General features: G+C 57.1%; 27 protein-coding genes. 13 read left to right on the top strand and 14 right to left on the bottom strand.

Annotated features, from left to right (window positions below):
- The first annotated feature begins 11 nt into the window (after positions 1 to 11).
- Both J2X72_RS11380 and J2X72_RS11375 read left to right on the top strand, forming a co-directional pair.
- Positions 12 to 236 (top strand): DUF2188 domain-containing protein, encoded by a 225-nt coding sequence (locus J2X72_RS11380; RefSeq protein WP_310071943.1) that lies wholly within the window; start codon positions 12 to 14, stop codon positions 234 to 236.
- A 3-nt stretch (positions 237 to 239) separates the two neighbouring features.
- Complete coding sequence (locus J2X72_RS11375; protein ID WP_310071940.1) at positions 240 to 869, top strand: hypothetical protein; 630 nt, start codon at positions 240 to 242, stop codon at positions 867 to 869.
- A gap of 36 nt (positions 870 to 905) precedes the next feature.
- Here J2X72_RS11375 and J2X72_RS11370 read toward each other — a convergent pair whose 3' ends face one another.
- The 4 genes from J2X72_RS11370 to katA form a co-directional block, all read right to left on the bottom strand.
- Positions 906 to 1,544, bottom strand: coding sequence for a 5'-methylthioadenosine/S-adenosylhomocysteine nucleosidase (locus J2X72_RS11370; RefSeq protein ID WP_310072218.1), 639 nt, complete (start codon positions 1,542 to 1,544; stop codon positions 906 to 908).
- Between the two features lies 1 nt (position 1,545).
- Complete coding sequence (locus tag J2X72_RS11365; RefSeq protein ID WP_209997784.1) at positions 1,546 to 2,001, bottom strand: TspO/MBR family protein; 456 nt, start codon at positions 1,999 to 2,001, stop codon at positions 1,546 to 1,548.
- A 41-nt stretch (positions 2,002 to 2,042) separates the two neighbouring features.
- Positions 2,043 to 3,332 carry an RsmB/NOP family class I SAM-dependent RNA methyltransferase gene (locus tag J2X72_RS11360; protein WP_310072216.1) on the bottom strand — a complete coding sequence of 430 codons (1,290 nt, stop codon included), beginning with the start codon at positions 3,330 to 3,332 and terminating at the stop codon, positions 2,043 to 2,045.
- A gap of 111 nt (positions 3,333 to 3,443) precedes the next feature.
- Positions 3,444 to 4,940 carry a catalase KatA gene (gene katA / locus J2X72_RS11355; RefSeq protein ID WP_209997786.1) on the bottom strand — a complete coding sequence of 499 codons (1,497 nt, stop codon included), beginning with the start codon at positions 4,938 to 4,940 and terminating at the stop codon, positions 3,444 to 3,446.
- Between the two features lie 141 nt (positions 4,941 to 5,081).
- Between katA and J2X72_RS11350 the strand changes: the two genes are divergently transcribed.
- Complete coding sequence (locus J2X72_RS11350; RefSeq protein WP_209997787.1) at positions 5,082 to 6,011, top strand: hydrogen peroxide-inducible genes activator; 930 nt, start codon at positions 5,082 to 5,084, stop codon at positions 6,009 to 6,011.
- An 18-nt stretch (positions 6,012 to 6,029) separates the two neighbouring features.
- Here the strand turns inward: J2X72_RS11350 and J2X72_RS11345 are convergent, their stop codons facing one another.
- Complete coding sequence (locus tag J2X72_RS11345; protein ID WP_310071935.1) at positions 6,030 to 6,455, bottom strand: MAPEG family protein; 426 nt, start codon at positions 6,453 to 6,455, stop codon at positions 6,030 to 6,032.
- Between the two features lie 20 nt (positions 6,456 to 6,475).
- Entirely contained in the window at positions 6,476 to 7,384 is a 909-nt protein-coding gene (locus J2X72_RS11340) for a LysR family transcriptional regulator (protein WP_310071933.1), read from the bottom strand.
- A gap of 123 nt (positions 7,385 to 7,507) precedes the next feature.
- On the opposite strand from J2X72_RS11340, the gene J2X72_RS11335 reads away from it, so the two are divergent.
- Positions 7,508 to 8,557 (top strand): SDR family oxidoreductase, encoded by a 1,050-nt coding sequence (locus tag J2X72_RS11335; protein WP_310071931.1) that lies wholly within the window; start codon positions 7,508 to 7,510, stop codon positions 8,555 to 8,557.
- Positions 8,558 to 8,568: 11 nt separating this feature from the next.
- Here the strand turns inward: J2X72_RS11335 and J2X72_RS11330 are convergent, their stop codons facing one another.
- From J2X72_RS11330 to J2X72_RS11320, 3 genes are all read right to left on the bottom strand, one after another.
- Positions 8,569 to 9,135, bottom strand: a complete 567-nt coding sequence (locus J2X72_RS11330; protein ID WP_310071929.1) for a DinB family protein — start codon at positions 9,133 to 9,135, stop codon at positions 8,569 to 8,571.
- Positions 9,136 to 9,151: 16 nt separating this feature from the next.
- Positions 9,152 to 10,657, bottom strand: coding sequence for an IMP dehydrogenase (gene guaB, locus J2X72_RS11325; RefSeq protein WP_209997797.1), 1,506 nt, complete (start codon positions 10,655 to 10,657; stop codon positions 9,152 to 9,154).
- A 224-nt stretch (positions 10,658 to 10,881) separates the two neighbouring features.
- Complete coding sequence (locus J2X72_RS11320) at positions 10,882 to 11,865, bottom strand: MBL fold metallo-hydrolase (protein WP_310071927.1); 984 nt, start codon at positions 11,863 to 11,865, stop codon at positions 10,882 to 10,884.
- 217 nt (positions 11,866 to 12,082) lie between these two features.
- Between J2X72_RS11320 and J2X72_RS11315 the strand changes: the two genes are divergently transcribed.
- Positions 12,083 to 13,486, top strand: coding sequence for a DHA2 family efflux MFS transporter permease subunit (locus J2X72_RS11315; protein ID WP_310071925.1), 1,404 nt, complete (start codon positions 12,083 to 12,085; stop codon positions 13,484 to 13,486).
- A 9-nt stretch (positions 13,487 to 13,495) separates the two neighbouring features.
- Here the strand turns inward: J2X72_RS11315 and J2X72_RS11310 are convergent, their stop codons facing one another.
- The 3 genes from J2X72_RS11310 to J2X72_RS11300 form a co-directional block, all read right to left on the bottom strand.
- Positions 13,496 to 14,224, bottom strand: coding sequence for an RlmE family RNA methyltransferase (locus J2X72_RS11310; RefSeq protein WP_262294039.1), 729 nt, complete (start codon positions 14,222 to 14,224; stop codon positions 13,496 to 13,498).
- 19 nt (positions 14,225 to 14,243) lie between these two features.
- Positions 14,244 to 15,686: a Ppx/GppA phosphatase family protein gene (locus J2X72_RS11305; protein WP_310071923.1), complete on the bottom strand. Its 1,443-nt coding sequence runs from the start codon at positions 15,684 to 15,686 to the stop codon at positions 14,244 to 14,246.
- Positions 15,687 to 15,854: 168 nt separating this feature from the next.
- A complete protein-coding gene (locus J2X72_RS11300; protein ID WP_310071921.1) occupies positions 15,855 to 16,769 on the bottom strand; it encodes an NAD-dependent epimerase/dehydratase family protein in 915 nt (304 codons plus the stop codon).
- Positions 16,770 to 16,940: 171 nt separating this feature from the next.
- On the opposite strand from J2X72_RS11300, the gene J2X72_RS11295 reads away from it, so the two are divergent.
- From J2X72_RS11295 to J2X72_RS11285, 3 genes are all read left to right on the top strand, one after another.
- Complete coding sequence (locus J2X72_RS11295) at positions 16,941 to 17,108, top strand: hypothetical protein (RefSeq protein ID WP_209997802.1); 168 nt, start codon at positions 16,941 to 16,943, stop codon at positions 17,106 to 17,108.
- A gap of 153 nt (positions 17,109 to 17,261) precedes the next feature.
- Positions 17,262 to 17,435 (top strand): hypothetical protein, encoded by a 174-nt coding sequence (locus J2X72_RS11290; RefSeq protein ID WP_310071919.1) that lies wholly within the window; start codon positions 17,262 to 17,264, stop codon positions 17,433 to 17,435.
- Between the two features lie 213 nt (positions 17,436 to 17,648).
- Entirely contained in the window at positions 17,649 to 18,194 is a 546-nt protein-coding gene (locus J2X72_RS11285; protein WP_310071916.1) for a hypothetical protein, read from the top strand.
- 319 nt (positions 18,195 to 18,513) lie between these two features.
- On the opposite strand, the gene J2X72_RS11280 is transcribed toward J2X72_RS11285, so the two are convergent.
- Positions 18,514 to 19,080 carry a dihydrofolate reductase family protein gene (locus J2X72_RS11280; protein WP_310071914.1) on the bottom strand — a complete coding sequence of 189 codons (567 nt, stop codon included), beginning with the start codon at positions 19,078 to 19,080 and terminating at the stop codon, positions 18,514 to 18,516.
- Positions 19,081 to 19,267: 187 nt separating this feature from the next.
- Between J2X72_RS11280 and J2X72_RS11275 the strand changes: the two genes are divergently transcribed.
- The 5 genes from J2X72_RS11275 (at position 19,268) to J2X72_RS11255 (ending at position 22,333) form a co-directional block, all read left to right on the top strand.
- Complete coding sequence (locus J2X72_RS11275; RefSeq protein ID WP_310071912.1) at positions 19,268 to 19,477, top strand: hypothetical protein; 210 nt, start codon at positions 19,268 to 19,270, stop codon at positions 19,475 to 19,477.
- Between the two features lie 51 nt (positions 19,478 to 19,528).
- Positions 19,529 to 19,792, top strand: coding sequence for a hypothetical protein (locus J2X72_RS11270; RefSeq protein ID WP_310071910.1), 264 nt, complete (start codon positions 19,529 to 19,531; stop codon positions 19,790 to 19,792).
- A gap of 345 nt (positions 19,793 to 20,137) precedes the next feature.
- Positions 20,138 to 20,347 carry a cold-shock protein gene (locus tag J2X72_RS11265; protein ID WP_091881096.1) on the top strand — a complete coding sequence of 70 codons (210 nt, stop codon included), beginning with the start codon at positions 20,138 to 20,140 and terminating at the stop codon, positions 20,345 to 20,347.
- A gap of 232 nt (positions 20,348 to 20,579) precedes the next feature.
- Entirely contained in the window at positions 20,580 to 21,836 is a 1,257-nt protein-coding gene (locus J2X72_RS11260; RefSeq protein WP_310071898.1) for a D-amino acid dehydrogenase, read from the top strand.
- Positions 21,837 to 21,997: 161 nt separating this feature from the next.
- On the top strand, positions 21,998 to 22,333 hold the full coding sequence (locus J2X72_RS11255; RefSeq protein ID WP_209997812.1) for an RcnB family protein: 336 nt from the start codon (positions 21,998 to 22,000) through the stop codon (positions 22,331 to 22,333).
- Positions 22,334 to 22,380: 47 nt separating this feature from the next.
- Here the strand turns inward: J2X72_RS11255 and pbpC are convergent, their stop codons facing one another.
- Positions 22,381 to 24,456 (bottom strand): penicillin-binding protein 1C, encoded by a 2,076-nt coding sequence (pbpC, locus tag J2X72_RS11250; RefSeq protein ID WP_310071893.1) that lies wholly within the window; start codon positions 24,454 to 24,456, stop codon positions 22,381 to 22,383.
- Positions 24,457 to 24,463 lie beyond the last annotated feature (7 nt).

Below are 24,463 nucleotides of genomic sequence, written 5' to 3'. Positions count from 1 at the left end.
AAAGGCCGGCAATGTCAAAGAAGGGCCAGCACGTTGTACCTAACGGAAACAAGTGGAGCGTAAGGCGGGCGGGCGCCTCAAAGGTGTCCGGGACCTTCAGCACACAAAAAGAGGCGATCGACCGAGCGTCGGACTTGGCTCGCGCACAAAAAACCGAATTGTACATACACGGCCGGGATGGGCGTATCCGGGAGCGAAATTCATTTGGAAAAGATCCTTTTCCACCGAAGGGATAGCCATTGGCCGAATTATTTTCAGCAAAGAATATTTTCATAAACTGTCCATTCGATGCAGATTACGCGCCCATCCTTCAAGCAATTCTTTTCAGTGTTGTGTATCTCGGGTTTTCTCCAAGGCTCGCAACCGAAAGCAATAATTCGGGAGACATGCGCCTCGAAAAGATACGCGGCCTCATCGAAATTTCGAAATTCTCCATCCATGACTTGAGCAGATGCCAGGCTTCCAAAGGAGGCGAGCACTATCGCCTGAACATGCCGTTTGAGCTGGGCATCGATTATGGTTGCAGGCAGTATTTCGGCAATGGTCGGGAGGATAAGCGAATTCTAATCCTCGAAGAGAAACCGTACCGTTATCAGGCAGCAATATCGGATCTGGCCGGCTGCGATATCCAGGCACATTCGGCCGATTTTCAAGTTGCTGTGAGGAAAGTGCGCAACTGGCTGGTAAGCGAGGCAAACATTGTGGCCGAGGGAGCCCGCAAGATACTGTTCGCATACACCGACTTTCAGGAGTGGCACTACGAACGGCAACTTGCAGCAGGCTTTTCTGAAGACGACATCCAGGACTATCCCACGAAGGAGCTTTTGGATGCGATGAAAAGCTGGGTGGCGTCCGGCAACCCGATTTAACTCAAGGCGAAGTCGTCATTGTCCTTTCAATAAAAATCAAATGCTGATCGTGCCTGTTTCGATGCCCACCGCCATTGCCTCTACCGCCCGCGCCAGGTTCTCGTCGATGACGTGCAGATATTCTTTCCAGTCATCCACATGACGAAGGTCTGCCGAGCCGTCGGAAATGCCGCGCAGTCCGATGAGCGGCAGCTCGAAGCGCTGGCATGCGCGCAGCACGGCGAAGGTTTCCATCTCCACCATATCCGCATCGATCTGATCATAGGCGCTGCCGGTGACGATGTTCGCGCCGGTCGATAGCGAAGCCTCTTTCACACCGGGTATGCGATAGCCAAGCGGGACCGTAATCGGCAAATTGAGAAAGGGAGTTGCGCCCTTTTTGAACCCAAGCGCGGAAGCATCCATGTCGCGGTACGAAACGCTGGTGACCTGGTAAACTTCAGTCTGTTCGAGCGTGCGCGAACCAGCTGAACCGAGCGACACGACGAGGTCCGGCAGCGCACCATTTGCCGCAAGGCTCGCCAGCGTTGCCGACACGCTTACAGCTGCCTCCACCGGACCCACGCCGGTGATCAGCGGTGTAAAAAGCCGCTGCAGATGCGGCCCGTATTCCGCGTCGACGGCCATGACAAAGAGGACACGTTTCCCGCCAATCATCGTTACATCCTCAAACATATCAGCCTGCATTCAGCCTCCAAAGCGACAGATTGAGAAGCGACGCGAACGCCACCCACAACAGGTAAGGCACGAACAAAAGCGCCGATACCGGTTCAGAACTCCACGTCACCTTGATGAAGCCGATGATGGTTATCAGTAGAAGGACGATGACGACGAGCGCAAGACCCATCTGCTGGAAGCCGAAAAATGCCGGCGACCAGAGGAAGTTCAGCGCCAGTTGCGCCCACCAGAACTCCTGGGGCACGCTCAATCCACGATCCCACACCCGCCATCCGGCGATGGCTATCAGGATGTAAAGGATTGTCCACACCGGCGCAAAAATCCAGTTCGGCGGATTGAAGGAGGGCTTGGCGAGACCGGCGTACCATTCGCCGGGAAGAGTGATGTAGCCAATGGCGAGACCGCCGCCGATAACCAGTACGAGAAACAACAGAAGCGCTTGGGAACGGGACATGCATATCCTCTCTTCAACGAAGGTCGCAGCCGTTTGTAGCTTTATTTTTCGCGCCTGAGAACAGAAATGAAGAAGCCATCGGTTGACGTGGATAAGGGGGAAAGGATGGCCGTCCCGTCTCTGAACAGCGGCTTCAACCCCGACTCTTTGGAGACTGCCTGCTCCCATAACGGCTGCGTATCGACGAAACTGTAATCGCTGTTGGCATCAAGAAAAGCTGCGACCTGGTCGCCGTTTTCTGGCGCGAACAGGGAACAGGTTATGTAGACGAGCCGGCCGCCTGGTTTCACGTAAGCCTTCGCCGCAGCCAACACCTCGCGCTGCTCCACTTCGCGGCGCTCGAGCTGCTGGTCGCTGAGGCGCCACTTGGCGTCGGGCCTGCGCCGCCATGTGCCAGAACCCGTGCAAGGCGCATCGACCAGAACCATATCCATCTGGCCCTCGAGCGGGGCAAGATCACCAACATTGGCATGAGCCTGTGCGTTACGCACCCCTGCCCGCTTCAGCCGGTCGAAAATGGGTGCAAGGCGGGCGCGCTCGGCATCATAGGCATGGATCTGCCCCTTGTTGCCCATCTCTGCCGCAAGCGCCAAGGTCTTGCCACCCGCCCCGGCGCAGTAATCGAGCACTTGTTCGCCAGCTTTGGCGTTTGAGAGTTTCGCTGCGAGCTGCGAGCCCAGATCCTGGACCTCGAACAGGCCGCGCTGGAAGGCAGGTTCGGCCTGCACGTTCGGGTGGCGACCCATGGCGCGCAAAGGTGGGACGCGCACGGCCGTTTCCAGCAAGGGTGCGGGATTGGCACCCGCACGCGCCAGTTCCTTCAAGACTTTGTCGCGGTCGGCTTTGAGCGTATTGACCCGCAAGTCAACCGGCGGGCGGTCGCTGAGGGCCGCCGCTTCCTCGACCCATCCGTCGCCAAAGATTGCCTGGAAATGCGGAATGCACCATTCCGGAACGTCGGCGCGAATATGATCCGGCGCGGAATTGAGATCGCGGTTCGCCCAGACTGCCAGGCGTTCGGCTTCCAGCGGTTCCGGCGCGAATTTATCGCCTTCGAGAGCGACATTGATATCCTCGATGTCGAGTTCCGCATCGGAAAGCAGAACACCAAAGGCTATATGACGCGCTGCCTCGCTATCCATGCGCCAGGCAAGCGACAGTTTCCGCCTGAGAGCATCATAAACAATATTGCCGATGACGGCGCGATCACCCGCACCGGCAAAGCGATGTGATAATCCCCAATCCTTCAACGCGTCGGAAGCCGGCCGCTTGCGATTTTCAATATCGTCCAGAACTTCGATTGCCGCCTGCAGGCGCCCACCAAGTCGCATATGCATTCCTTTATTCAATCAAGAGTGTCGCATACATGGGCTCGGCAAGAAAAGAAAGCCGGAGCGTGAACTCCGGCTTTCTGATTTGCTCTGAAGATAGTCGAGCGGCGATTACTCGGCAGCGACGCCTTTTTCTTCCTGCGAGATAGTGCTCGCCTCATAGCCGTGTGCTTCCTTCAGGGCGGCGCGAACACCTGCCTCATATTCCGGATGAACCCTCTGGAAATGCACAAGCTGGCGCTCGATGATGGCCCCCGGCACGCCTTCCATCGCTGCGGCAATGTTGGAGAACAGGCGCGAGCGCTGACCGGCGTCGAACAGGTTGAACAAGGCCGTCACCTGGCCGTAATCGTCATTGCCGATACGGTGGTTGTAGCGGTCCGCATCGCCCGAAAGCTGTAGCGGCGGCTCTTTTGCCGAAGGCTGTTCGACAGCGCCGGAGAAGCTGTTCGGTTCGTAATAGGCGTCGACATTGCCGGACTTCTGGCCGAAGAAATTCATCTGGCCATCCTTGTGGTAGTGGTGGACCGGGCATTTCGGCTGATTGACGGGGAGCGCTTCATAATGCGTGCCGAGGCGATAGCGATGCGCATCTGCATAGGAGAAGACGCGGGCTTGCAACATCTTGTCCGGCGAATGACCGATGCCGGGCACGACATTGGAAGGCGAAAACGCGGCCTGCTCGATCTCGGCGAAGTAGTTATCGGCGTTGCGGTTGAGTTCGATGACACCGATTTCGAGCGGCGGGAATTCCCCGTGCGGCCAAACCTTGGTCAGGTCGAATGGATTGTATGACGTTTGTTGCGCCTGCGTCTCGGTCATGATCTGGACCTGGACCGTCCATTTCGGGAATTCACCGCGTTCAATGCCGCCAAAGAGTTCTTCCTGATAAGTTTCGCGCGACTTGCCGATGAGCGTCTCGGCCTCGGCATTGGTGTAGAACTTGTGGCCCTGCTGCGTCTTGAAGTGGAACTTCACCCAGAAGCGCTCGCCGGCGTCGTTCCAGAACGAATAGGTGTGCGAGCCGTAGCCGTTCATGAACATAGGCGCGACGGGCAGACCGCGGTCCGACATCAGGATCGTGACTTGATGTAGGCTTTCCGGCGACAGCGACCAGAAATCCCACATGGCAGTGGTGGAACGCATATTGGTGCGCGGATGACGCTTCTGCGTGTGGATGAAATCGGGGAACTTCAGCGGATCGCGCACGAAGAAGACCGGCGTGTTGTTGCCGACGAGATCCCAGTTGCCTTCGCTTGTATAGAACTTCAGCGCGAAACCGCGCACGTCACGCTCCGCATCGGCTGCACCAAGTTCACCGGCCACCGTGGAAAAGCGCAGAAGCAGCGGCGTCTCGGTGCCGGGCTGCAAGGCCTTTGCCTTGGTGTATCTGGAAATGTCACCAGTGATTTTGAGTGTGCCGAAGGCGCCCCAGCCCTTGGCGTGAACAACACGCTCAGGGATACGCTCGCGATTCTGATGCGCAAGCTTCTCCAGGAGCTGATAATCGTCCAGCAGAACAGGACCGCGCTCGCCGGCGGTTCTGGAATTCTGGTTGTCGGATACCGGTGCACCGGCGGTTGTCGTCAATGTTGGACGGTCAGCCATTGGCTTCTCCTCGAATCTCGCGTTTTGACAATAGGAACCGCAGGCGCGCTAGCGCAGTCGCGTTCTCCACTGCACCATAGAACCTTTCTAATCATAGTTTCCAATTGATTTTGGAATGATTATTGATAGGATTTACTTATCATGTTTTCAGTTCGCCAAATGCGCTATTTCGACATTCTCGCCAACACGCTGCATTTCCGCAAAGCTGCGGAGATGGCACGGATATCCCAGCCTGCCCTCTCGGCTCAGATCGCGGAAATGGAACTGCTTCTCGGAGCCACGCTGTTCGAGCGGACGCGGCGGACGGTCGTGCTCACCGAGATGGGCAGGCGTCTGCTGCCGCGCATACGCGGCATTCTCGGTGAAATTCGCTCGCTTGAGGAACTTGCGGGACAGAGGCGTGGCACCTTGAGAGGACGGCTGCGGCTTGGCATTATTCCGACGATTGCGCCTTATCTGCTGCCGCTGCTGATCCCGGACCTCCGCGAGGCCTATCCCGAACTTGCGATCGAGCTGCGAGAAGCCGTTACCTCGAAGCTGGTCGAGGATCTGCGCCTGGGCGACCTGGACGCCATCATCGCCGCCCTGCCTATAGAAGGGGAAGGTACGGTCGCCAAATCGTTGTTTCGCGATCGCTTCCTCATCGCTACATCGAACAATGATATCGACGTTCTCACCTCGCCCATGACTCAGGAAGATGTGGCGCTTGAGCGGCTGCTTCTGCTGGAGGAGGGTCATTGCCTGCGCGATCAGGCCCTTGCCGTGTGCAGCAATGTCAAGCAACGTCAATTGGTCAATTATGGCGCGACCAGCATGGCGACGCTGTTGCAGATGGTCGGTCACGGCATGGGACTGACGCTGATCCCCGAGATTGCCGTGCGCACCGAGGCCGGCCGCAATAATGTACGCATCGTGGCTTTTGCCGATCCGGAACCATCACGCGAAATCGGCTTGATCTGGCGCAAGCAGAGCGAGCGGCGCGAGGACTTCGAAGCGCTGGCGATTACAATCGTCGATTGCAGCCGCCGGTTGATGATTTCGGCGGATGAACTGGATGATCTGGCGGCCTAGAGCGATGGCACAATTGCTCTAGACGACAGGTGGAACGGCGAGGTGCAACGCCAGCATGACCCACAATGCCCCATTGAGGATAAAGCCGAGGACGAAGATCGGCTGGCGAAAGGCAAGCCGGTTGGATGTTATATGCACACAGGTGTGGACCACACGCATTGCCACAAAACACCAGGCTATGATGACGGCAAGCAACGTGGCGCCGTTGACCGCATAGAGCGCGAGGCAGACGACATAGAACAGCATCGGCAATTCATAGAGATTGATCAAATTGCGGACCGTCGCAACGCTGGCCTCCGGCTCTTTGAGCGGGAGCTTGAAATCCCTGGCGCTTGCCTGGCCGCTGAGAACGGCTTGCCGACGGCGCAGCATCAGGACGGCATAGACACAATAGATCAGGAAAGTCAGCGCGATCATCGGCCAGAAAATTGCGGTTTGTGACATGGTCCCTCCTGTTGTTCGTTTTATACGTTCTTTTCAGGGATGCGATTGATACGCAAGCCCGGTATTGCATGCAGACCGGTCGCCAGATGATCGATGAAGGCCCGCACCTTGCGTGGCAGGAAGCGAGCGGTCGCATAGACCACGTGCACATCCATCGGCGCATAGGCATAATCGGGAAGAATCCGAACGAGCGTGCCCGAATCAAGCTGTGGCTGGATCAGCGGAACTTGCGCCCCGCCGATGCCCAGACCAGCGCACAGTGCTTCATTCAGGACGAAGGCGTTGTTGGCGAGGAACGTGGAGCGGATTGGCGCTGCGAAAGCGCCACGAGGGCCGATCAGGGGAATCGATTCGCCCTGCGGTGACCATGCGAACCGGATGTAGCGATGCCTGATAAGGTCGTCCGGTGTAAGGGGCTTGCCGTGGACAGCGATATAGTCCGGAGAAGCCACGAGAATGCGGTCGAATGTGGCAAGTTTTCTGGCGATCAGATCGGAGGATTTCAGATCGCCGAAGCGGATCGCCACGTCGACGCCCTCCGCAATCAGATCGGCAAGACGATCATCGAGCACAAGTTCAGTCGTGAGGTCCGGATGCAGACGCTGAAATTCGATGACTATGGGTGAAAGATGCATCTGGCCAAAACCGACAGGACCATGAACGCGGAGGTTTCCGCGCAGCGTCGTGGATAGTTCGCCAGTGCTCTCTTCAGCCTCTTCCACCGCCTGCAGGATTTGCCGCGCATGCTGGTAATAGGTTTCGCCGCCTCCGGTAAGCGCCAGCTGGCGCGTAGACCTGTGAAACAGACGCACGTCCAGATGCCGCTCCAAAGCTGCGACCTGCTGGCTGACGGCCGGCTGGGTCAGACCAAGTTCGCGCGCCGCTGCAGACAGAGTGCCAAGCTCCGCGACACGAACAAACGTTTTCATCACAGCGAACCTATCCATGACCACCTCAAAGAATTGCTTATGAGTGTTATCACTTTTTGACAACTACGCAAAGTTCTGCGAATGGAACATATCTGTTTCAGACTTTGAAACGGAGATTTTGAAATGGCCAAAAAAGCAGTTGTTGTTGGTGCCAATGGCATCATCGGTGGCAATCTGATTTCGCATCTTGTCGAACTGGGCGATTGGGAAATTATTGGTCTGTCACGCCGTGGCGGAGTGGCAAGTGGCAAACTCCAACATATCGCTGTCGATCTGCTCGATGCGAGGGACGCCGGCGACAAGCTCGCCCATCTCACCGACGTGACCCACATCTTTTACGCGGCCTATCAGGATCGGCCGAACTGGGCTGAGCTTGTGCCGCCAAACCTCGCAATGCTGATGAATGCAGTGAACGCGATCGAACCGATCGCACCCGATCTCGAACACATAAGCCTGATGCAGGGTTACAAGGTCTATGGCGCACATCTTGGGCCGTTCAAGACACCAGCGCACGAGACTGACGCCAACCACATGCCGCCGGAATTCAATATCGATCAACAGGAATTTTTGCAGGCGTTGCAGACGGGAAAGCGCTGGACGTGGTCAGCACTACGGCCGTCCGTCGTCGTGGGCTTTGCGCTCGGCAATCCTATGAACCTTGCTTCGGTAATCGCCGTCTATGCCTCGATGTCGAAGGAACTCGGCATTCCGCTGCGCTTTCCCGGCAAACCCGGCGCCTATGACAGTCTGCTGGAAATGACGGATGCGGGGCTTTTGGCGCGGGCTACCGTTTTCATCGCGACGAACCGGCATTGCGGCAATCAGACGTTCAATATCAACAATGGCGATCTGTTCCGCTGGAGCGAGATGTGGCCGAAGATTGCGCGGTTTTTCGATCTGGAGGTCGCGCCGCCGCTACCGATGTCGCTGAACGTCGTCATGGCGGACAAGGACGATTTGTGGAATCGCATGATCGAGAAGCACGGTCTTGCCAAGACGCCGTACAGCGACGTGTCGTCCTGGAGCTTCGGCGATGCGGTCTTTGGCTGGAACTATGATTTCTTTGCCGACGGTACGAAGCTGCGGCGAGCCGGATTTCATGAATATGTCGACACGGAGGAGATGTTCATGCGTGTGTTCAGTGATTTGCGTGAGCGCAAGATCATTCCGTGATGCCGCGCTGGTTACCATGCCTTGTCAGCAGGCAGACCTGGTTCGGTGTAGGGATCGCCCTGGCGTCGTGGTCTGTCATAGTTCAGGAAGAACTCGTCGAGCTGGGGCGGCGGAACATTGGTACCTGCCAGCATGGCATGCGCCTGCCCGCGATGATGGATCTGGTGGACAAAAAGGTGCGATAGCAGGAGGTAGACCGGTTCTTGCGACGTATCGCCAGTCCCCCATGTGATCGAGACGATCCTGTCGAGATCTTCGGGCTCCATATCATCGCAGAAGCCGATGAGGCTGCTATCGAACTCGGTCTGCGCCTGCTTCAGGTCCGAAGCCCTGGGATAAGGTATGTCGCCGACGAGGTCGATATTCCTCCGGCCTTTGCCGATCATATCGGCCATGTAAATGTGATCGACGATGAGATTGTGGTTCAGCGTCAACTGGATGGATGGGAAGAAGCTGGTGCGCTCCTGAGCAAACTCGGCGTCGGTGAGTTGCTCACACGCGCTGAGCAGCCGGAAATTCGACCAGGCGCTGTTGCGCGCCATGGCCGAAAAATGATTGCGAAGGGCAATATCAGACATTGCCCTTCACCTTTGATCAGTTGCCGCCCGGATAGTTCGGGCTTTCGCGGGTGATGGTGACATCATGGGTGTGGCTTTCGCGCAGACCTGCATTGGTGATGCGAACGAATGTAGCCTTTTCGCGGAATTCTTCCAAATTCTTTGCACCGACATAGCCCATGGATGCTCTGAGACCGCCGGCAAGCTGATGCAATACGCCGGAAACCGGACCCTTGTAGGCGACCTGGCCTTCGATGCCTTCTGGCACGAGCTTCAGTTCGTCGCGTACTTCGGCCTGGAAATAGCGATCAGCCGATCCCCGCGCCATGGCGCCGACAGAGCCCATGCCGCGGTAGGCCTTGAACGAGCGTCCCTGATAAAGATAGACCTCGCCGGGGCTTTCCTCCGTGCCGGCAAGTGCCGAACCTGCCATGGCAGCGGACGCACCTGCAGCAAGAGCCTTGGCGAAATCACCGGAATATTTGATGCCGCCGTCGGCAATGACTGGCACGTTCGATTTATGTGCTGCTTCAACCGCAGACATGATTGCGGAAAGCTGTGGGACGCCGACACCCGCGACGATCCGTGTGGTGCAGATCGAGCCTGGTCCAATACCGACCTTGACGGCATCGGCGCCCGCATCGATCAGGGCTTGCGTTCCGGCTGCTGTGGCGACATTGCCGGCAATGATACGCACCGCATTTGACATTTTCTTGGCCCGGGTGACAGCATCGAGAACGCGCTGCGAATGGCCGTGGGCGGTATCGATGACGAGGACATCGACGCCGGCGGCAATGAGCCGCTCAGCCCGCTCAAAACCATCTTCACCGACGCTGGATGCGGCGGCGACACGAAGCCGTCCTTGCGCGTCTTTGGCGGCGTTAGGATTAAGCCGGGACTTCTCCATGTCCTTGACGGTGATCAGGCCGACGCAATAACCCTTTTCGTCGACGACCAGCAATTTTTCGATGCGATGCTGATGCAACAGGCGCTTGGCTTCTTCGTGCTGGACGTTGTTTTCTCGAACGGTGATGAGGTTCTCGCGCGTCATCAGTTCGTAGATTTTTTGGTCAGGATCGGAGGCAAAGCGCACATCGCGGTTGGTAAGGATGCCGACAAGGCGGCCCGGCTTGCGGCTACCCTCGCCGGAGTTCTCGACCACAGGAATGCCGGAGATACCGTGGGCGCGCATCAACGCTTGCGCATCGGCAAGGGTTGCGTCCGGCCCTATGGTAACGGGATTGACGACCATGCCCGATTCGAACTTCTTGACCTGCCGGACTTCCTCGGCCTGCAGTTCCGGGGTGAGATTGCGGTGAATGACGCCCATGCCGCCCGCCTGCGCCATGGCGATGGCGAGACGCGATTCGGTAACTGTATCCATCGCCGCTGATAGCAACGGCAGGTTGAGCTCGATATCGGGAGCTATGCGGGTGCGAATGTCGGTCTGGCCGGGCATAACCTCGGAATGACCTGGCTGGAGCAGAACATCATCAAATGTCAGTGCCAGCGCGCCTGTCGCGGATTCAACGATTTTTGCCATGACCAATTTCCTTGCAATACGGGTAATACGACTAAAGGGCGCACCACGGTGGTGGAGCGCCGATCAAGTTCTGTTCAAGTGAATTGGCACGGGCTGGTAACATGGATATGTCGGTTTGAAAAGCTCAAAACGCAATTACTGGCATTCCAACAGCCACCAGGCCCACATATTGTAGCAATATCCGACGCAGGCGCGCCGGAATTGCACTTAAGGGGTCAATTCATTCAAACGTCGAACTGATAGGTTGCTGGCACGAATCGATAGCCGGTTTCCTGCTTTTCGACAAAACCCACACCAGGGAATGGCATGTGGTAGCCAATGAACGGGACCTTGTCGGCCGCTATCATGTCGAACACCTTCTTGCGTGTTGCAACGCCCATGGCCTTGTCGGTATCGAAGGCGACTTCCCAATCGGGGCGCTGCAACGAGGCGACGTAGTGATTGGCTGTATCCGCAGTCAGGACGAGACGCTTGCCGGCCGATTCGACGTGGAAAATCATATGGCCAGGCGTATGGCCATAGGCCGCTTCGCTGGTGATGCCGGGGACCACCGCATCGCCCGCCTTGATGAAGGTGAACTTTTCAGCAAGCGGCTTGACCTTGGCGTTGACGGCCTTGGCATTGGTTTCGGCCGGAGTACCCGCGCGTGCAGCGTCAGTCCAGAAGTCATATTCGATCTGCCCGCCAACATAGCGCGCATTGGGAAAGCCGGGTGTTTCGCCATTCATCAGGCCGCCGATGTGGTCGCCGTGCATATGCGTGATGACAACAAGCGTCACCTGATCGGGGGTGTAGCCCGCGTCCTTCATATTCGCTTCAAGCTGACCAAGACCATTCTCGCGGCCGCCGGCACCAAAGCCTGTGTCGACGAGCACCAGTTCAGATCCGGTGTTGATGAGAACCGGGGTGAAGCCGTTGACGAATTTCGTTTCAGGCAGGAAATTGGCGCGCATCAATTCGGCAACGGCCTCCTGGCTCTGATTGGCACCGAAGGTTGGAAACGGACCATCCCCGGGACGAAGTCCGTCAAGCAAAGCGGTGATTTCGAAATCGCCCAGCTTGAAGCGTTTGAAGCCCGGAGACTTGGTCTCCGATTGCGGAACAGCCGCCTGCGCAATGTCAGAGATCATCTGTGACATGGCCAATCCGCCGGCCATGGCGCTTGACGCGAGAAAAAGGTTGCGGCGGGAAATCTCGAATGCAGACATAGGATTATCTCCTTCAGGCACCATTATGCGGGGCAACGTCGGCGCTGCCGCTCCGTTCCTGCTGAATAGACCAAAAATCGTGGCGTCCGGATCACTTCTGATTGATCGCCGCTTGAGCGCCGGCATCGCGAGTGCTATCGGAACCCGCAAGGCCTCTTGAGTCTCATAAAACGAGATTCACGCCTGCTTTCTCACCTCCTGAGAACTGGAATTCAACTTGAACCGTATCGTTCCGCTCGTCCTCGCCGTCGCCCTTTTCATGGAGAACATGGACTCCACCGTCATCGCGACGTCGCTGCCAGCAATCGCTGCTGATATCGGCACCAGTCCGATCGCTTTAAAACTCGCACTCACCGCATATCTGGTCTCTCTCGCGGTTTTCATTCCAGTCAGTGGCTGGATGGCCGACAGGTTTGGTGCCAAGAACGTTTTCCGCGCTGCTATCGTTGTTTTCGTTCTCGGATCCATCGCCTGCGCAGTCTCGGGGTCACTGCTCGAATTCGTCTTATCTCGCTTTTTGCAAGGCGTAGGCGGTGCAATGATGACGCCCGTTGGCCGTCTCGTACTGGTGCGTTCGACGCCGCGCAACGAACTCGTCAGCGCGATGGCATGGCTGACAATGCCGGCACTGATCGGCCCGCTGATTGGGCCACCGGTTGGCGGTTTCCTGACGACCTATTTCAGCTGGCACTGGATTTTCCTCATCAACGTTCCGATCGGCATCCTTGGAATCATCATCGCCACCCGCTATCTGCCGTCAATCGAAACTCTGGTGCAGCGGCCGCTGGATATCCCAGGTTTCTTTTTAAGCGGCATCGCCGCCTCGGGCATCGTCTTCGGCCTGTCGGTGGTCAGTCTTCCAGCGCTTCCGGCATGGGTGGGCATGGCGACGCTTCTGACCGGCATCGTTTCTGCTGTTCTTTATCTTGTCCATGCGCGCCGAACTTCGGAGCCGTTGCTTTCTCTCAATCTTCTGGACAATCCGATATTCAGAGCGTCAATCGTGGGCGGCAGTCTGTTCCGGATCGGCGTCGGAGCAATCCCGTTCCTGCTGCCGTTGATGCTTCAGATCGGCTTCGGCCTGACGCCATTCCAATCCGGAATGATCACTTTCGTATCCGCACTCGGCGCCATGAGCATGAAGCTCGTAACAAAATGGTTCTACCGGAAAACCGGCTTCCGCAACTCGCTGATGTATGGATCGGTCGTCGCAGCGATATTCGTCGCGGTCAACGGGTTCTTCACACCGGAAACGCCCTATTGGCTGATGATCCTGCTGCTTCTTGTGGGCGGATTTTTCCGTTCGCTGTTCTTTACGGGGACAAACGCTCTCGCCTATGCGGATATTCCCAACGAGCAGACGAGCCAGGCAACGCCGATCAGTTCAGTCGCACAGCAGATTTCGATCGCGCTTGGTGTGGCCGTTGCTGGCGGCATCCTCGAGCTTACGACAAAGATACATGGCGGGCCGCTGCAGCTCTCCGATTTCCACATCGCCTTCTTTATGGTAGCGGCTATTTCGGGCTTGGCGTGCCTGTCATTCAGGGGTCTGCAGCCTGACGCGGGTTCGGAGGTTTCAGGTCACCGACCGCTGATCAAGGTGGCAGCACCGGCGGAGTAGCGGAACGAGTTAGTCAATCGAATCCCGGTCATCAGGTAATCCCTTGAAGTCTCTCGCCAGCAAATAAAGCTCGACGGATTCCGCCCGTGACGCGGGCGGCTTCACATGGTGGACGGACTTGAAATGCTTCTTCAGCAGTGTGAGCACTTCATTTTCAGTCCCGCCCTGAAACGTCTTGGTAAGGAAATGTCCGCCCGGACGCAGTACGGAGACGGCAAAATCCGCAGCGACTTCGCAAAGGTGGGTCGTGCGAATGTGGTCGGTTCGGCGGTGGCCGGTCGTCGGCGCAGCCATGTCCGACAGGACGATGTCCGGTTGGCCGCCCAGCGCTTCCATAAGCCTGTCCGGCGCTGCGTCATCGAGAAAATCCATCTCGAGCAAGGTGACCCCCGGCAATGGATCGATATGCAGGTAGTCAATGCCAACGACAGTTGGAACGTCTTCCGGGGAGCCTACGATCGAAGCCGCGATCTGGCTCCAGCCACCCGGAGCCGCGCCAAGATCGATAATGCGCTGGCCTTTTTTCAGGATCTTATAGCGGTCGTTGATCTCGATCAGTTTATAGGCGGCGCGCGAACGATAGCCGTCCGCTTTGGAGCGCTGCACATAGGGATCGTTGATATGGCGCTCAAGCCAACGACGTGACGATTCCTTGATCGTGCCGGCCTTTTTCTTGATCTTGGTATGCAGACCGCGCGTGCCTGTGCCGCCGCGTCCCCCTGTCGTCGTCTTAGCCATAAGGGCCCCTATTTCTGGGTCATGCGGTTGCACGCAACCAGCGATTGCGCCACGCGCCATCACGCGACATGAGTTCAGTCAAAATACCTTCGCGCAGCCCGCGATCGGCAACGCGCAATTTCTGGCTGGGCCAGACGTTGCGGATAGCATCAAGGATGGCACAACCGGCAAGAACGAGATCGGCGCGATCAGCGCCAATGCACGGATTGGCAACCCGCTCATCGAAACTCCACGACAGCAGCTTGCTGGTCATTTCCGTGACATCGTCGTTCTGCATCCAGATACCATCGATGCGGCGGCGATCATAGCGCTCGAGACCGAGATGAATGCCGGCGAGCGTCGTGACCGTGCCGGACGTGCCGAGCAGATGAAAGTTCTGGCTCTTGACGAGATCACCGAGCTTGTGACGCTCGGAGAAATCGTTGATCAATTCAGCAACATGATCGACCATGACCGCGAAATTATCGGAGGTCACATCACGCCCGCCAAAGCGTTCGGCCAAGGTGACCACGCCGACGGGAAGCGACGTCCAGGCAATGATATGTTCCGCAAGCCGCGGCGAACGGCGTTCAGAAACATCGATCAGTGCGATCTCCGAGGAACCGCCGCCGATATCGAATAACACGACAGCGTCGGTCTCCCGCTCGACCAGCGTGCCACAGCCGGATACCGCAAGGCGAGCTTCGGTCTGGCGGTTGATGATCTCGAGCTCCAGGCCGGTTTCACTTTTCACCCGCGCCAAGAACTCCTCGCCGTTCGACGCCTGACGACAGGCTTCGGTGGCGATAAGCCGGGCGCGACGCACATCGTGGCTCTCAAGTTTGTCGCGACAGATCTTCAACGCCTCAATAGCGCGATCCATGGCATTGTCGTTCAGGCGTCCCGTCGCGCCCAGGCCTTCACCGAGGCGGACGATACGGGAGAAGGCATCGACGACGCGAAACTGGCCGGGGCGGGTGGGCGACGCCACCAGAAGCCGGCAATTGTTGGTGCCGAGATCGAGTGCGGCATAAAGCGGTCCGCCGAAATGCCTGGATTCGCGCCGCTGGGTGGCTTGAACCGGGGCCGCCGGAGACGGCTTTGCTGTCACGACTGGCGGTATCGTATCGGCAGGCTTGATCCCGGCGCGGCCCCGGCGGCGAAAGCGATTGGGCCGCCGCTTCTTGGCGGCTTTGGCCGAAGTATTGGCAGGGGGAGCCGAAACGCTCGAGACAACGACTGGCTCGGTCGAAGCAGGCGCCTGTTTCGACTTGCCGCGCTTTCTGCGACGCGCACGTTTCTTGTGGTTCTTGTCGAAGCGTCCTTCCGGGGAATCGGATTGGCTTTCCTGCCTGTGATGTGCAGGATCCCCATGCGGTCCGGGCCCATTCTTGGTGTGACCTTTAGTGCCGTTCAGCACCATGTCACCACCAGACGCCCCTCCATTCGGCGCGATTGGCGCGCCTCTCTCGGGGTCTTTCAAAGTCTTATCCTTCGAGCGCCGCGCGAACCCATAAGGACGCAAGCAGGACGCTTTTCAATTAACGTTGGATACAATGTAACATCATTTGCCGAATATCCAAGAGACCATTTGATATCCGTATCGCAACGGGCATAGGACGGCACAGGGCCGAGAGCCGAGACTCCAGGGTCAGGATAGTTCCGCAATGTGCCCCGCAGGATCGTCGACAGCCTTCCAGCCAGTCGATTGCAGCTTGGCCGAACTTGCAATCAAGTCGCCGTTGAGCGTTTTCCAGCGATCGCTCTGACCTGTTATCCGCGCGGCAATGTTCACTATCCATGGCGGGCATGAAAACAACCCAGGATTGCGGCCACGCCGGCGTCGCATGGCGGCCAGCATCTGCGGCACCGTTACCGGATTTCTGTCCGATACAATGAATGTGCCGCGATCGGTTTTCGGTTCGTCCAGACCATGGATGATGGCACGGCAGAGCGCAGCGCGATCGAGCAAGGATCGTCGACCGGTCAACGACTTGAGCGGCAAGGGGACAGGCAATGCCGCGAGTTTCGCGAGCATCGCCATATTACCCTTCACACCCGCGCCATAAACGAGCACGGGCCGCAGGATCGTATAATTTCCACGGCTCATCGCTGCGGCGATTTCGGCCTCGGCTGCAAGCTTGGAACGACCGTAATCGTCGGTTGGTCGCGGCAGATCGCTTTCCAACGCGACGCCTTCGTGAACGTTTGCACATTGCGCACGTATCGAGGAGACGAAGACAAACTTGCCGGAGATGTTTTTGTGCGCGGCCTGAGCAAGCTTTGCCGCCAGCACGCAGTTGACTGCATGATAGGTATGGGTGGCGTCGACCAGTTGCGTGTGGGCGATGGCGGCCAGATGCACGACATCATCGACATTCTCGAGGAGGCGCTCGAATGCTGCGACAGGTTCGTCCGGTGCAGGCAACCGCCGGCTTTCGGCGTCGGAGCGTCCAGCATTTCGCGTGGCACTTATCACCCGATAGCCGGACGCTTCCAAGTGTTTGACCAACTCCACACCGATGAAACCCGAGGCTCCCGTTACGAGAACAACGCCCGCTACCATATGATTGAATCCTTCCAACAGTTGTCACTCATATCAACAGAGACGTTTCCACATCAATGCGGCGTCGCGGACTAAATCGAAAGGACTAACGGGGAGCAATAGGGCTCGTTGCATAGCTATGGTAAGCGGTGGATCAGGGACCGCGATCACTATCGTTATGGAGTAACCCCTATGCGTCAGCCTGATTTTCGGCCGCTCGAGACGAAAGACTTCCTGATACTGGCCGCGATCATGGTGGCCATTCTTTGGGGATGCTGGGAAGCTGGAACGATACTGGCCAGATCCAGCAATGCAAATGGCCCCCAGTCCAGCATCACACCGGATTACCTGAACGCCTGATCAAAGCCTGCCGCCTCCGGGTTTGGTGGACTCAGACCACGTCTGGCAGGTACGTTTCCGATCTTTTGATCTCTCACATTAACACATGTTCCCGTTGAAAATTCTCGCATAAGTTGTATTGGTGCGCCAGCACAATTTTGAGATGTCCACTCCATGTCTGAGAACGATCATCAACCGGTGAAGTTGACCGGCGTCTTGCTACTCGCTGCCGTTGCACTGGTATTTCTCGCTGTGATCTGGCTGCTTGGGACCGCATTCGCCCGGACAACAATTGCTTATGATGGGAGCACGGCAAAGGAACGAATGACCTATTTCAGCGTTGTGTGACGCTGACCCCATTTCCGTCAGCGGAGGCTTGGCACCGACTTAAGCCTGTTATGCCCTCCCCGGGGCGGTGCCAAGCCTCACCTGCTCCGGTAAGGGTTTCCATCGAACTGGACGAGATTGCGACCGGCGAAGGCGCCGGGAACTTAGACAAGCGGTAAGCGACTCGAGATCGAGGCCGCCAATCAATACGCGAGGCCATCTGGCCCTAGCGACATGGAAAAAGCCGATGCAGTTCTCTCATCAACCGGCTTAGGGATGCAATCAGATCAGCCGATTGTGCTCGACGAGCTGGCGCAGGCGGCGCTGCGATCCATCGCTGTCGGGGTTTACACGGCGCGGCTTCTTGGCGGCCGGTTTTGCGGTCTGCACGACGGGGTCAGGCGATGCGGTTCTAGTGGTTTTCAGCCTTTTCAGGAAGGTAATGGTGCGGTTCAACATGGTGGATATCCTCCAAACGCCCATAAAGCCGCAGTGGACCAGGAATCCAGCGGAAAAACTTCGACTTTTGAGGCAATAGAACGAAATTTTAGCACCATTCTAACGGGGGCGCCAGAACTATCAGAAGCCGCAATTAAGCCGCAAATGACGACCTACAATTACGAATCGTCTTTTGGCCAAAGCTTGGCTCTTCGCGGCGTCAGAGGTTCTCGACCCGCCAATCTCATTCCAAATGACCGATTCTGTACGCACTCGATTTTGGTTGTTGTTATGCAAGCGGCCGGTAATCGAAAAAGCCTCGTCCAGCAGTCCAGTTTGTAACTTTGTAGGAGAGCCGCCATGGCCAAAGGACAACAGAAAAGCAATCGCGAAGTGCGAAAACCCAAGAAAGAGAAGGTCGCGCCGAAGGCCGACGTTCCTTTCAGCTCAATGATAAAAAAAGCCGAAAGCCCAGCGCCCAAGGCAAAGTCAAAGGGCTGATTTAGCATAAAGCCCCGGCTACAATCGGGGCTTCAGCCTAGAGCCGGTCTTGAAGATTTGCTGCGGCGGCCATCTGGCGCGATTTCTGCGCTTCCGGTGCTCACCGGTTCTCGAAAAATCATGCCCTACGTATCGCCGCAGCCGCGGTCCAAGCGGACTCTTACAGGATCTGATAACGCAAGTGGGTGACCAGCGGCGACTGGACAGTTCTCGTGCTTTTCAGCTCGATCGTTTCATCAATCTCGTCGAACAGGCGTGTCCCCCGCCCGAGCAAAACCGGCGCGAGTTGGAGAGCGATTTCATCCACCAGCTGCGCTCGCAACAGCTGCTGGGCAGCATTTGCTCCCATAACAACGATGTCCTTTGCACCTGCAGCTGCTTTCGCCTGCTCTACAGCGCTTTCGACACCGTCGTTGACGAAAGTAAATGCCGCGCTCTTCATCTTCAGCGGGGCACGTTTTTCATGGGTGAGCACGAAGCTCGGGGCGGGAAACGGCGTGTCTTCCCAGTGCGGCAGCCCGAGATCGAAAGTTCGCTTCCCGAGGATCACCGCACCGACGTTGGCAGGCATCTCCCGTGCCATGTCGCGGTCGACTTCAGAGCTTCCGTCGAACAACCACTCATGCAACCGTTCGCCGCCCTCACCCATGGCATCTTCGGGGCTGATATTCGGTCCGGCGATGAAGCCGTCGAGTGACATCGTAAACGAGACAATTACTTTTCCCATGCAACTCCCTCCCGCAAAAGCGAATAAAAGCTAACTTAGCATGTCGTGCACATCAACCGAGTCCAGCTTTGCAACACAGCCCTGAATTCGCGTTGATGCGGGCTCGGCATAAATGCGAACAAAACAGGAACAAATTCCTTTTCATATATGCAAGGTTGTGGCAATCTTCCTGAAAAAGGAGATTCTGATGAACGCTATGTCGCAACAACCGGAAGACGAAATCGAAGAGGCTCTTGCGTATCATCAAGGCGACGCACGAGCGACAATCGCCGCCCTGCTGGCGGAGCGGGAATTCCTTTTGCGGGAAATCGAGTATGCCTCCCTCGCCATGTCCTATGGGTTTGCCCGGGGCTGGAAACCCGGAACAGGTTCGACGCGTCAAACGACAGCACGATAGACTTGGAAGGTTTCGCGTGCGATGGTTGTATATCCAATAATGCGAGATGCAATGAAACATAGTCCAAAACAGATGCCTGAAGTTGGCGTCCACCCGAAACGGATCCTGAGCCCTTCGGAACAGAAAAGTCTGGCAACCACCGCTGCGGCTTCCGCAATCATCAATGATGAAACACATAAGTGGGAAAGCAAGACGGCACGCCTCAAGGCTTTGCGGCTTGCGAAGGAAGCTGAGGACCAAGCGGAAACCGCTGCCCGCCCACCGGCTGCTCCAAAAGCAAAGAAAACAAGCCGGCCAGCTGTCAAAGCCAGGTAGCGGTTACTATCCAAGCCCTGGGCGTCACTCGATTGCGCGCAATGACGAATCGGTTGCCGTCTTATATTCGCGTACCAATGCCGGCTGGCGAAAATATTTCGAAATAAAAAAGTCCCGAAAAGACTGGGAAATAGACTTTAGTTCAGTCTTTCGCGATTATTTCTCAGGCTCTGGCATTGACGAAACAAGCGCTTAGCCCTATGTATCGCCTATCGGTATTTGGTAGTTTGTAATTAGTTTTATTGCGCCACAGGCGCTCTGAAAGATCCTTCTTCAAAAATCGAGCTAAAAACTGCATGGCGCGTCGTGCCCTGTATTGAAATATTTCCATTGAAAGGGTTCATCATGAGCACTGGAACAGTAAAGTGGTTCAATTCCACAAAGGGCTTCGGCTTCATTCAACCAGATGATGGTTCAGCAGATGTATTCGTACACATCTCTGCCGTTGAGCGCGCTGGTATGCGCAGCCTCAATGACGGTCAGAAGATCAGCTTCGAATTGGTCCGTGACAACAAGTCCGGCAAGATGACTGCTGATCAGCTTCAGGCTGGCTGATAAATAATTCGTCTTCGCGGTCTTTGACCACGGATGTACTGGCACTGATAGCAGAGACGAATTTGAGAAGGTCGGGTTTTCCCGGCCTTTTATTTTGTCCAGATTCTGGCGCCGGCATGAGAACCATGACATTTCCGCACATGACGAAAGAAATGTCTGGAAAGAAACAATTCACCAACACACAGTGCGAGTCGTCTTCAGGTTTTGAATTTTTCGAAGGAGTTCCCCGGTTATGAAAGTTCTCGTCCTTGGCAGTGGCGTCGTCGGCGTCACATCGGCCTGGTATCTGGCGCAGGCCGGCCATGAGGTCACTGTCATCGACCGGCAGCCCGGACCGGCGCGCGAGACGAGCTTTGCCAATGCCGGAGAAATATCGCCGGGATATTCCTCGCCATGGGCCGGACCCGGTGTACCGGTCAAAGCAATCAAATGGATGCTGATGCATTTCGGCCCACTTGTCGTGCGGCCAAAATTCGACCCCTACATGGCGCTTTGGCTGGCCAAGATGTTGCGCAATTGCACGTCTGCGCGTTATGCGCGAAACAAGTCACGCATGGTCCCCATCGCTGAATACAGCCGCGACTGCCTCAAGGCGTTGCGTTCGGAAGTCTCGATTCCCTATGATGAACGCACCCAGGGAACCTTGCAGCTCTTCCGCACGCAGAAGCAGTATGACGGAAGTGCCAGCGACATCGAAGTGCTGAAAGGATTTGGCGTACCTTACGAGCTTCTGGATCCTGCGGGATGTGTTGCGGCCGAACCGGCACTGGCACATGTCAAAGGCAAATTTGTCGGCGGTTTGCGCCTGCCCGGCGATGAAACCGGCGACTGCCAGATGTTTACCGAGAGGCTCGCGGCTCTCTGCGCCGACGCCGGAGTAAAATTCCGGTTCAACACCACGATCACGTCCATCAACACCAGCACTAGTCGGATCGCCAGCGTATCGACCGAGACCGAGGAACTGACGGCAGACGCCTATGTCGTTGCGTTCGGCAGCTACTCGCCATTCTTGCTGCGGCGCATCGATGTGCATATTCCGGTCTATCCGGTGAAGGGCTACTCGATCACGGTTCCGATCGCCGATGAGGACGCGGCTCCGGTTTCAACCATCATGGATGAAACCTACAAGGTTGCCATCACGCGGCTCGGCGACCGGATTCGCGCTGGCGGTACCGCAGAGATTTCGGGCTATGATCTCGCCTTGCGGGATGCAAGACAGGCGACGCTGAAACATTCGGTCGGTGATTTGTTTCCGAAAGGTGGCGATTTGAGCAAGGCAAGCTTTTGGGCGGGCTTGCGACCGATGACGCCGGATGGTCCGCCCATAATCGGTGGCGGTACGAGATATTCGAATCTATATCTCAACACCGGCCACGGAACGCTTGGCTGGACGATGTCCTGCGGCTCTAGCCGCGTGCTTGCCGATATAATTTCCGGTAAATCGCCGGATGTGGACCCGCTGCCACTGAATATCAGCCGCTACGGCTGATATTCATTTGCTGGCTTCAGAAACCGTCGATAAGCTATTTAAAACATTACAAATTGTTTAGATTGATATTCAGTTTTCGTTCATCTCGTCAGGCCTAAAACCGGGGTGTCCCAAGACAACCCGTGGTTTAGATCAAGCCGCGCTACTGACGAGGAAACGAAATGAAAAAGATCGCTCTGGCAGCACTTGCCATCTCCCTGATCGCGACCCCTGCCGCGTTCGCCCAACAACAGAATTACAAGGGTGGCCATTACGGTCATCAGCAGGACCGCGTGGTAAAGAAGCAGGTCGTTACGAAAACCGTGGTGGTGAAGAAGACCCGCTGGTCGCGCGGCCACGCACTCCCCTCGACTTACCGCCGCAATGTCGTGCGCGATTATCACCGCTATCATTTGAAGACGCCGCCGCGCGGCTACCAGTGGGTCAGGGCCGACAATGATTACGCCTTGATCAGCATCACGTCGGGTATCATTTCGGCACTTGTACAGGCGCGCTGATCGGAAGCTATTTTGAAAAGGCGGCGCCATGGCGCCGCCTTTTCATATCAATCGACAAACACCCGAACGCTAGCCGCGCGGCCAACTGAATCGATAACTGTCAACGTCGAATATCCACCACCGTCCGGCACCCATTGGTTGACGCGCCGGCGTGAGGTTTCCGGTAGGGGTTTACCGTTGGCGAGCCATCGGAAGGGCGCGCGACCGCCCTGCAGTTTCAGCGCCAGCGGCATGATTTCACCGCCTGTTGTTGCCCCAAGTTCTATGCGGGCGCCTTCAGGCGGATAGACGATCTGCGGTGCTGGTTCCCGCGTCGAAGAGGCAAGCAAGCCGTTCGAATTCATCGAAAACCGGCGCTGGCTTATCGGCAACTGGGCCTGCGCTATGCGGGTAGCACCAGCTGGAGCGGGCTGCAGAGGCGTAATGGCGACACCGGATTTGGCGAAACCTTCGAACAGGATCGGCGCGGCCGACCCAAAGCCAGTCAGACCCGGTACCGCGCCATTGTCTGGCCGGCCGACCCAGACGCCGAGAACATAATTGCCATCGAAACCAACCGACCACGCGTCACGGTACCCATAGCTCGTGCCGGTCTTGTAGGCGATGCCACGCTGACCCGACCCGAGAGGTGGCATGACCCCGGAGAGAATATCGGCAACGTTCCACGCCGCCACCGGTTCAAGCAGCGGCTCGCCTTCGATAGGATTGGGCTTGTCCTGAATTCCATCGCCGAGTTGCATCGGCCTGCCGCGATTAGCAAGACCCGCATAGAGCTGCACGAGATCCTTCAGGGTAATGCCAACACCGCCGAGACCAATGGCAAGACCCGGGGTTTCATTCGGCGGCAACACCGGCCGGACTTCCGAGCGGCGGAACCGAATCATCAGCCGTGCCGGTCCTACGGCATCGAGCAAGCGGACAGCCGGTACGTTGAGCGACAATTGCAACGCCTGCCGAATGCTGACATCGCCCTGATAGCTCATATCGAAATTGCGCGGCCGGTAGCCGAAGAAATCGGCGGGCCTATCCTCGATGATGGTTTCCTGGCTGACCAGGCCATCCTCGAAGGCCAAGCCATAGATAAAGGGCTTGAGTGTTGAGCCTGGTGAGCGATTGATCCGGCTCATGTCAATCCAGCCCGAGCGACTCGCATCGAAATAATCCGCCGATCCGACCTCGCCGACGATCTCCCCGGTGCGCACGTCCGCCATGATCATGGCGACCGACACCTTGGGACCAAGCTTGCCCGCTGAGTCCCGTGCGACTGCTTCCAATCCTTGTTGGATGCGCCGATGCAGCGTTGTCAGATGCCGTCTGACGGACGGCTCCTTGCGCTGGGCCGCCTCCGCCAAATGCGCTGCATAGGTTGGCAACTGCAAACGCCGCGACGGAATTGGCGCAAGACCAGCCCGCTCGGCTTCGCCCTCACCCACAACTTTCTCAACCGCCATTCGGTGTAGAACGCGCCCACGCGCAGCTTCTGCCAGAGCGAGATTGCGGTCGGGCCTGCGTTTTTCCGGCAATTGCGGCAGGGCGACGAGCAGAGCAGACTGCGCAACAGTCAAGCGGCGCGGCTCCTTGCCAAAATAGGCAAGACTTGCGGCGCGAACGCCTTCGAGATTGCCGCCATAGGGCGCGAGTGAAAGATAGAGGTCGAGGATTTCGGCCTTGTTCAAACGTCGCTCGATTTGCAGGGCGCGAACCAGTTGCTGAAACTTCGCCGTGAGTGATCTGCCCTCACGCGGCTCAATCAGCCGGGCAACCTGCATGGACAGCGTCGAGGCGCCGGAAACAATGCGTCCATTGCTGACAAACTGCACGGCGGCACGGGCAAGCGCCACGGGGTCGATGCCTCGGTGCTGCCAGAAGCGCTGATCTTCATAGGCGATGAGCATGCGAACGAATTGCGGATCGACATCCTTTGCTGTCGTGGTGAGCCGCCAGCGGCCTTCGGACGTTGCAAAGGCACGCAGCAGCTGGCCCTCCGCATCCAGTACCTCGGTCGAGACCTCCCGCGCCTTTTCCAGAGGCGGTGGAAAGGCGCGGTCAGCCAGGTCGAGGCCAAACGCAAGAACGGCGGCGGTAAGGAGATTGGAGGAGAGATAGAATATTAGTCTTTTCATTTATCCT

The organism is Phyllobacterium sp. 1468 (genome assembly GCF_031455525.1).
GTDB lineage: Bacteria > Pseudomonadota > Alphaproteobacteria > Rhizobiales > Rhizobiaceae > Phyllobacterium.
This window is presented reverse-complemented; position numbering and strand designations above follow the sequence as displayed.

What these genes read in the sequence shown, in the direction of transcription:
- guaB (WP_209997797.1), bottom strand. Translation starts at nt 10,657, where the DNA reads ATGGCAAAAATCGTTGAATCCGCGACAGGCGCGCTGGCACTGACATTT.
- J2X72_RS11265 (WP_091881096.1), top strand. Translation starts at nt 20,138, where the DNA reads ATGAGCACTGGAACAGTAAAGTGGTTCAATTCCACAAAGGGCTTCGGC.
- pbpC (WP_310071893.1), bottom strand. Translation starts at nt 24,456, where the DNA reads ATGAAAAGACTAATATTCTATCTCTCCTCCAATCTCCTTACCGCCGCC.
- J2X72_RS11295 (WP_209997802.1), top strand. Translation starts at nt 16,941, where the DNA reads ATGCGTCAGCCTGATTTTCGGCCGCTCGAGACGAAAGACTTCCTGATA.
- J2X72_RS11330 (WP_310071929.1), bottom strand. Translation starts at nt 9,135, where the DNA reads ATGTCTGATATTGCCCTTCGCAATCATTTTTCGGCCATGGCGCGCAAC.
- J2X72_RS11290 (WP_310071919.1), top strand. Translation starts at nt 17,262, where the DNA reads ATGTCTGAGAACGATCATCAACCGGTGAAGTTGACCGGCGTCTTGCTA.
- J2X72_RS11320 (WP_310071927.1), bottom strand. Translation starts at nt 11,865, where the DNA reads ATGTCTGCATTCGAGATTTCCCGCCGCAACCTTTTTCTCGCGTCAAGC.
- J2X72_RS11285 (WP_310071916.1), top strand. Translation starts at nt 17,649, where the DNA reads ATGGAAAAAGCCGATGCAGTTCTCTCATCAACCGGCTTAGGGATGCAA.
- J2X72_RS11280 (WP_310071914.1), bottom strand. Translation starts at nt 19,080, where the DNA reads ATGGGAAAAGTAATTGTCTCGTTTACGATGTCACTCGACGGCTTCATC.
- J2X72_RS11255 (WP_209997812.1), top strand. Translation starts at nt 21,998, where the DNA reads ATGAAAAAGATCGCTCTGGCAGCACTTGCCATCTCCCTGATCGCGACC.
- J2X72_RS11310 (WP_262294039.1), bottom strand. Translation starts at nt 14,224, where the DNA reads ATGGCTAAGACGACGACAGGGGGACGCGGCGGCACAGGCACGCGCGGT.
- katA (WP_209997786.1), bottom strand. Translation starts at nt 4,940, where the DNA reads ATGGCTGACCGTCCAACATTGACGACAACCGCCGGTGCACCGGTATCC.
- J2X72_RS11370 (WP_310072218.1), bottom strand. Translation starts at nt 1,544, where the DNA reads ATGTTTGAGGATGTAACGATGATTGGCGGGAAACGTGTCCTCTTTGTC.
- J2X72_RS11335 (WP_310071931.1), top strand. Translation starts at nt 7,508, where the DNA reads ATGGCCAAAAAAGCAGTTGTTGTTGGTGCCAATGGCATCATCGGTGGC.
- J2X72_RS11340 (WP_310071933.1), bottom strand. Translation starts at nt 7,384, where the DNA reads ATGAAAACGTTTGTTCGTGTCGCGGAGCTTGGCACTCTGTCTGCAGCG.
- J2X72_RS11350 (WP_209997787.1), top strand. Translation starts at nt 5,082, where the DNA reads ATGTTTTCAGTTCGCCAAATGCGCTATTTCGACATTCTCGCCAACACG.
- J2X72_RS11270 (WP_310071910.1), top strand. Translation starts at nt 19,529, where the DNA reads ATGAAACATAGTCCAAAACAGATGCCTGAAGTTGGCGTCCACCCGAAA.
- J2X72_RS11300 (WP_310071921.1), bottom strand. Translation starts at nt 16,769, where the DNA reads ATGGTAGCGGGCGTTGTTCTCGTAACGGGAGCCTCGGGTTTCATCGGT.
- J2X72_RS11345 (WP_310071935.1), bottom strand. Translation starts at nt 6,455, where the DNA reads ATGTCACAAACCGCAATTTTCTGGCCGATGATCGCGCTGACTTTCCTG.
- J2X72_RS11365 (WP_209997784.1), bottom strand. Translation starts at nt 2,001, where the DNA reads ATGTCCCGTTCCCAAGCGCTTCTGTTGTTTCTCGTACTGGTTATCGGC.
- J2X72_RS11380 (WP_310071943.1), top strand. Translation starts at nt 12, where the DNA reads ATGTCAAAGAAGGGCCAGCACGTTGTACCTAACGGAAACAAGTGGAGC.
- J2X72_RS11260 (WP_310071898.1), top strand. Translation starts at nt 20,580, where the DNA reads ATGAAAGTTCTCGTCCTTGGCAGTGGCGTCGTCGGCGTCACATCGGCC.
- J2X72_RS11275 (WP_310071912.1), top strand. Translation starts at nt 19,268, where the DNA reads ATGAACGCTATGTCGCAACAACCGGAAGACGAAATCGAAGAGGCTCTT.
- J2X72_RS11360 (WP_310072216.1), bottom strand. Translation starts at nt 3,332, where the DNA reads ATGCGACTTGGTGGGCGCCTGCAGGCGGCAATCGAAGTTCTGGACGAT.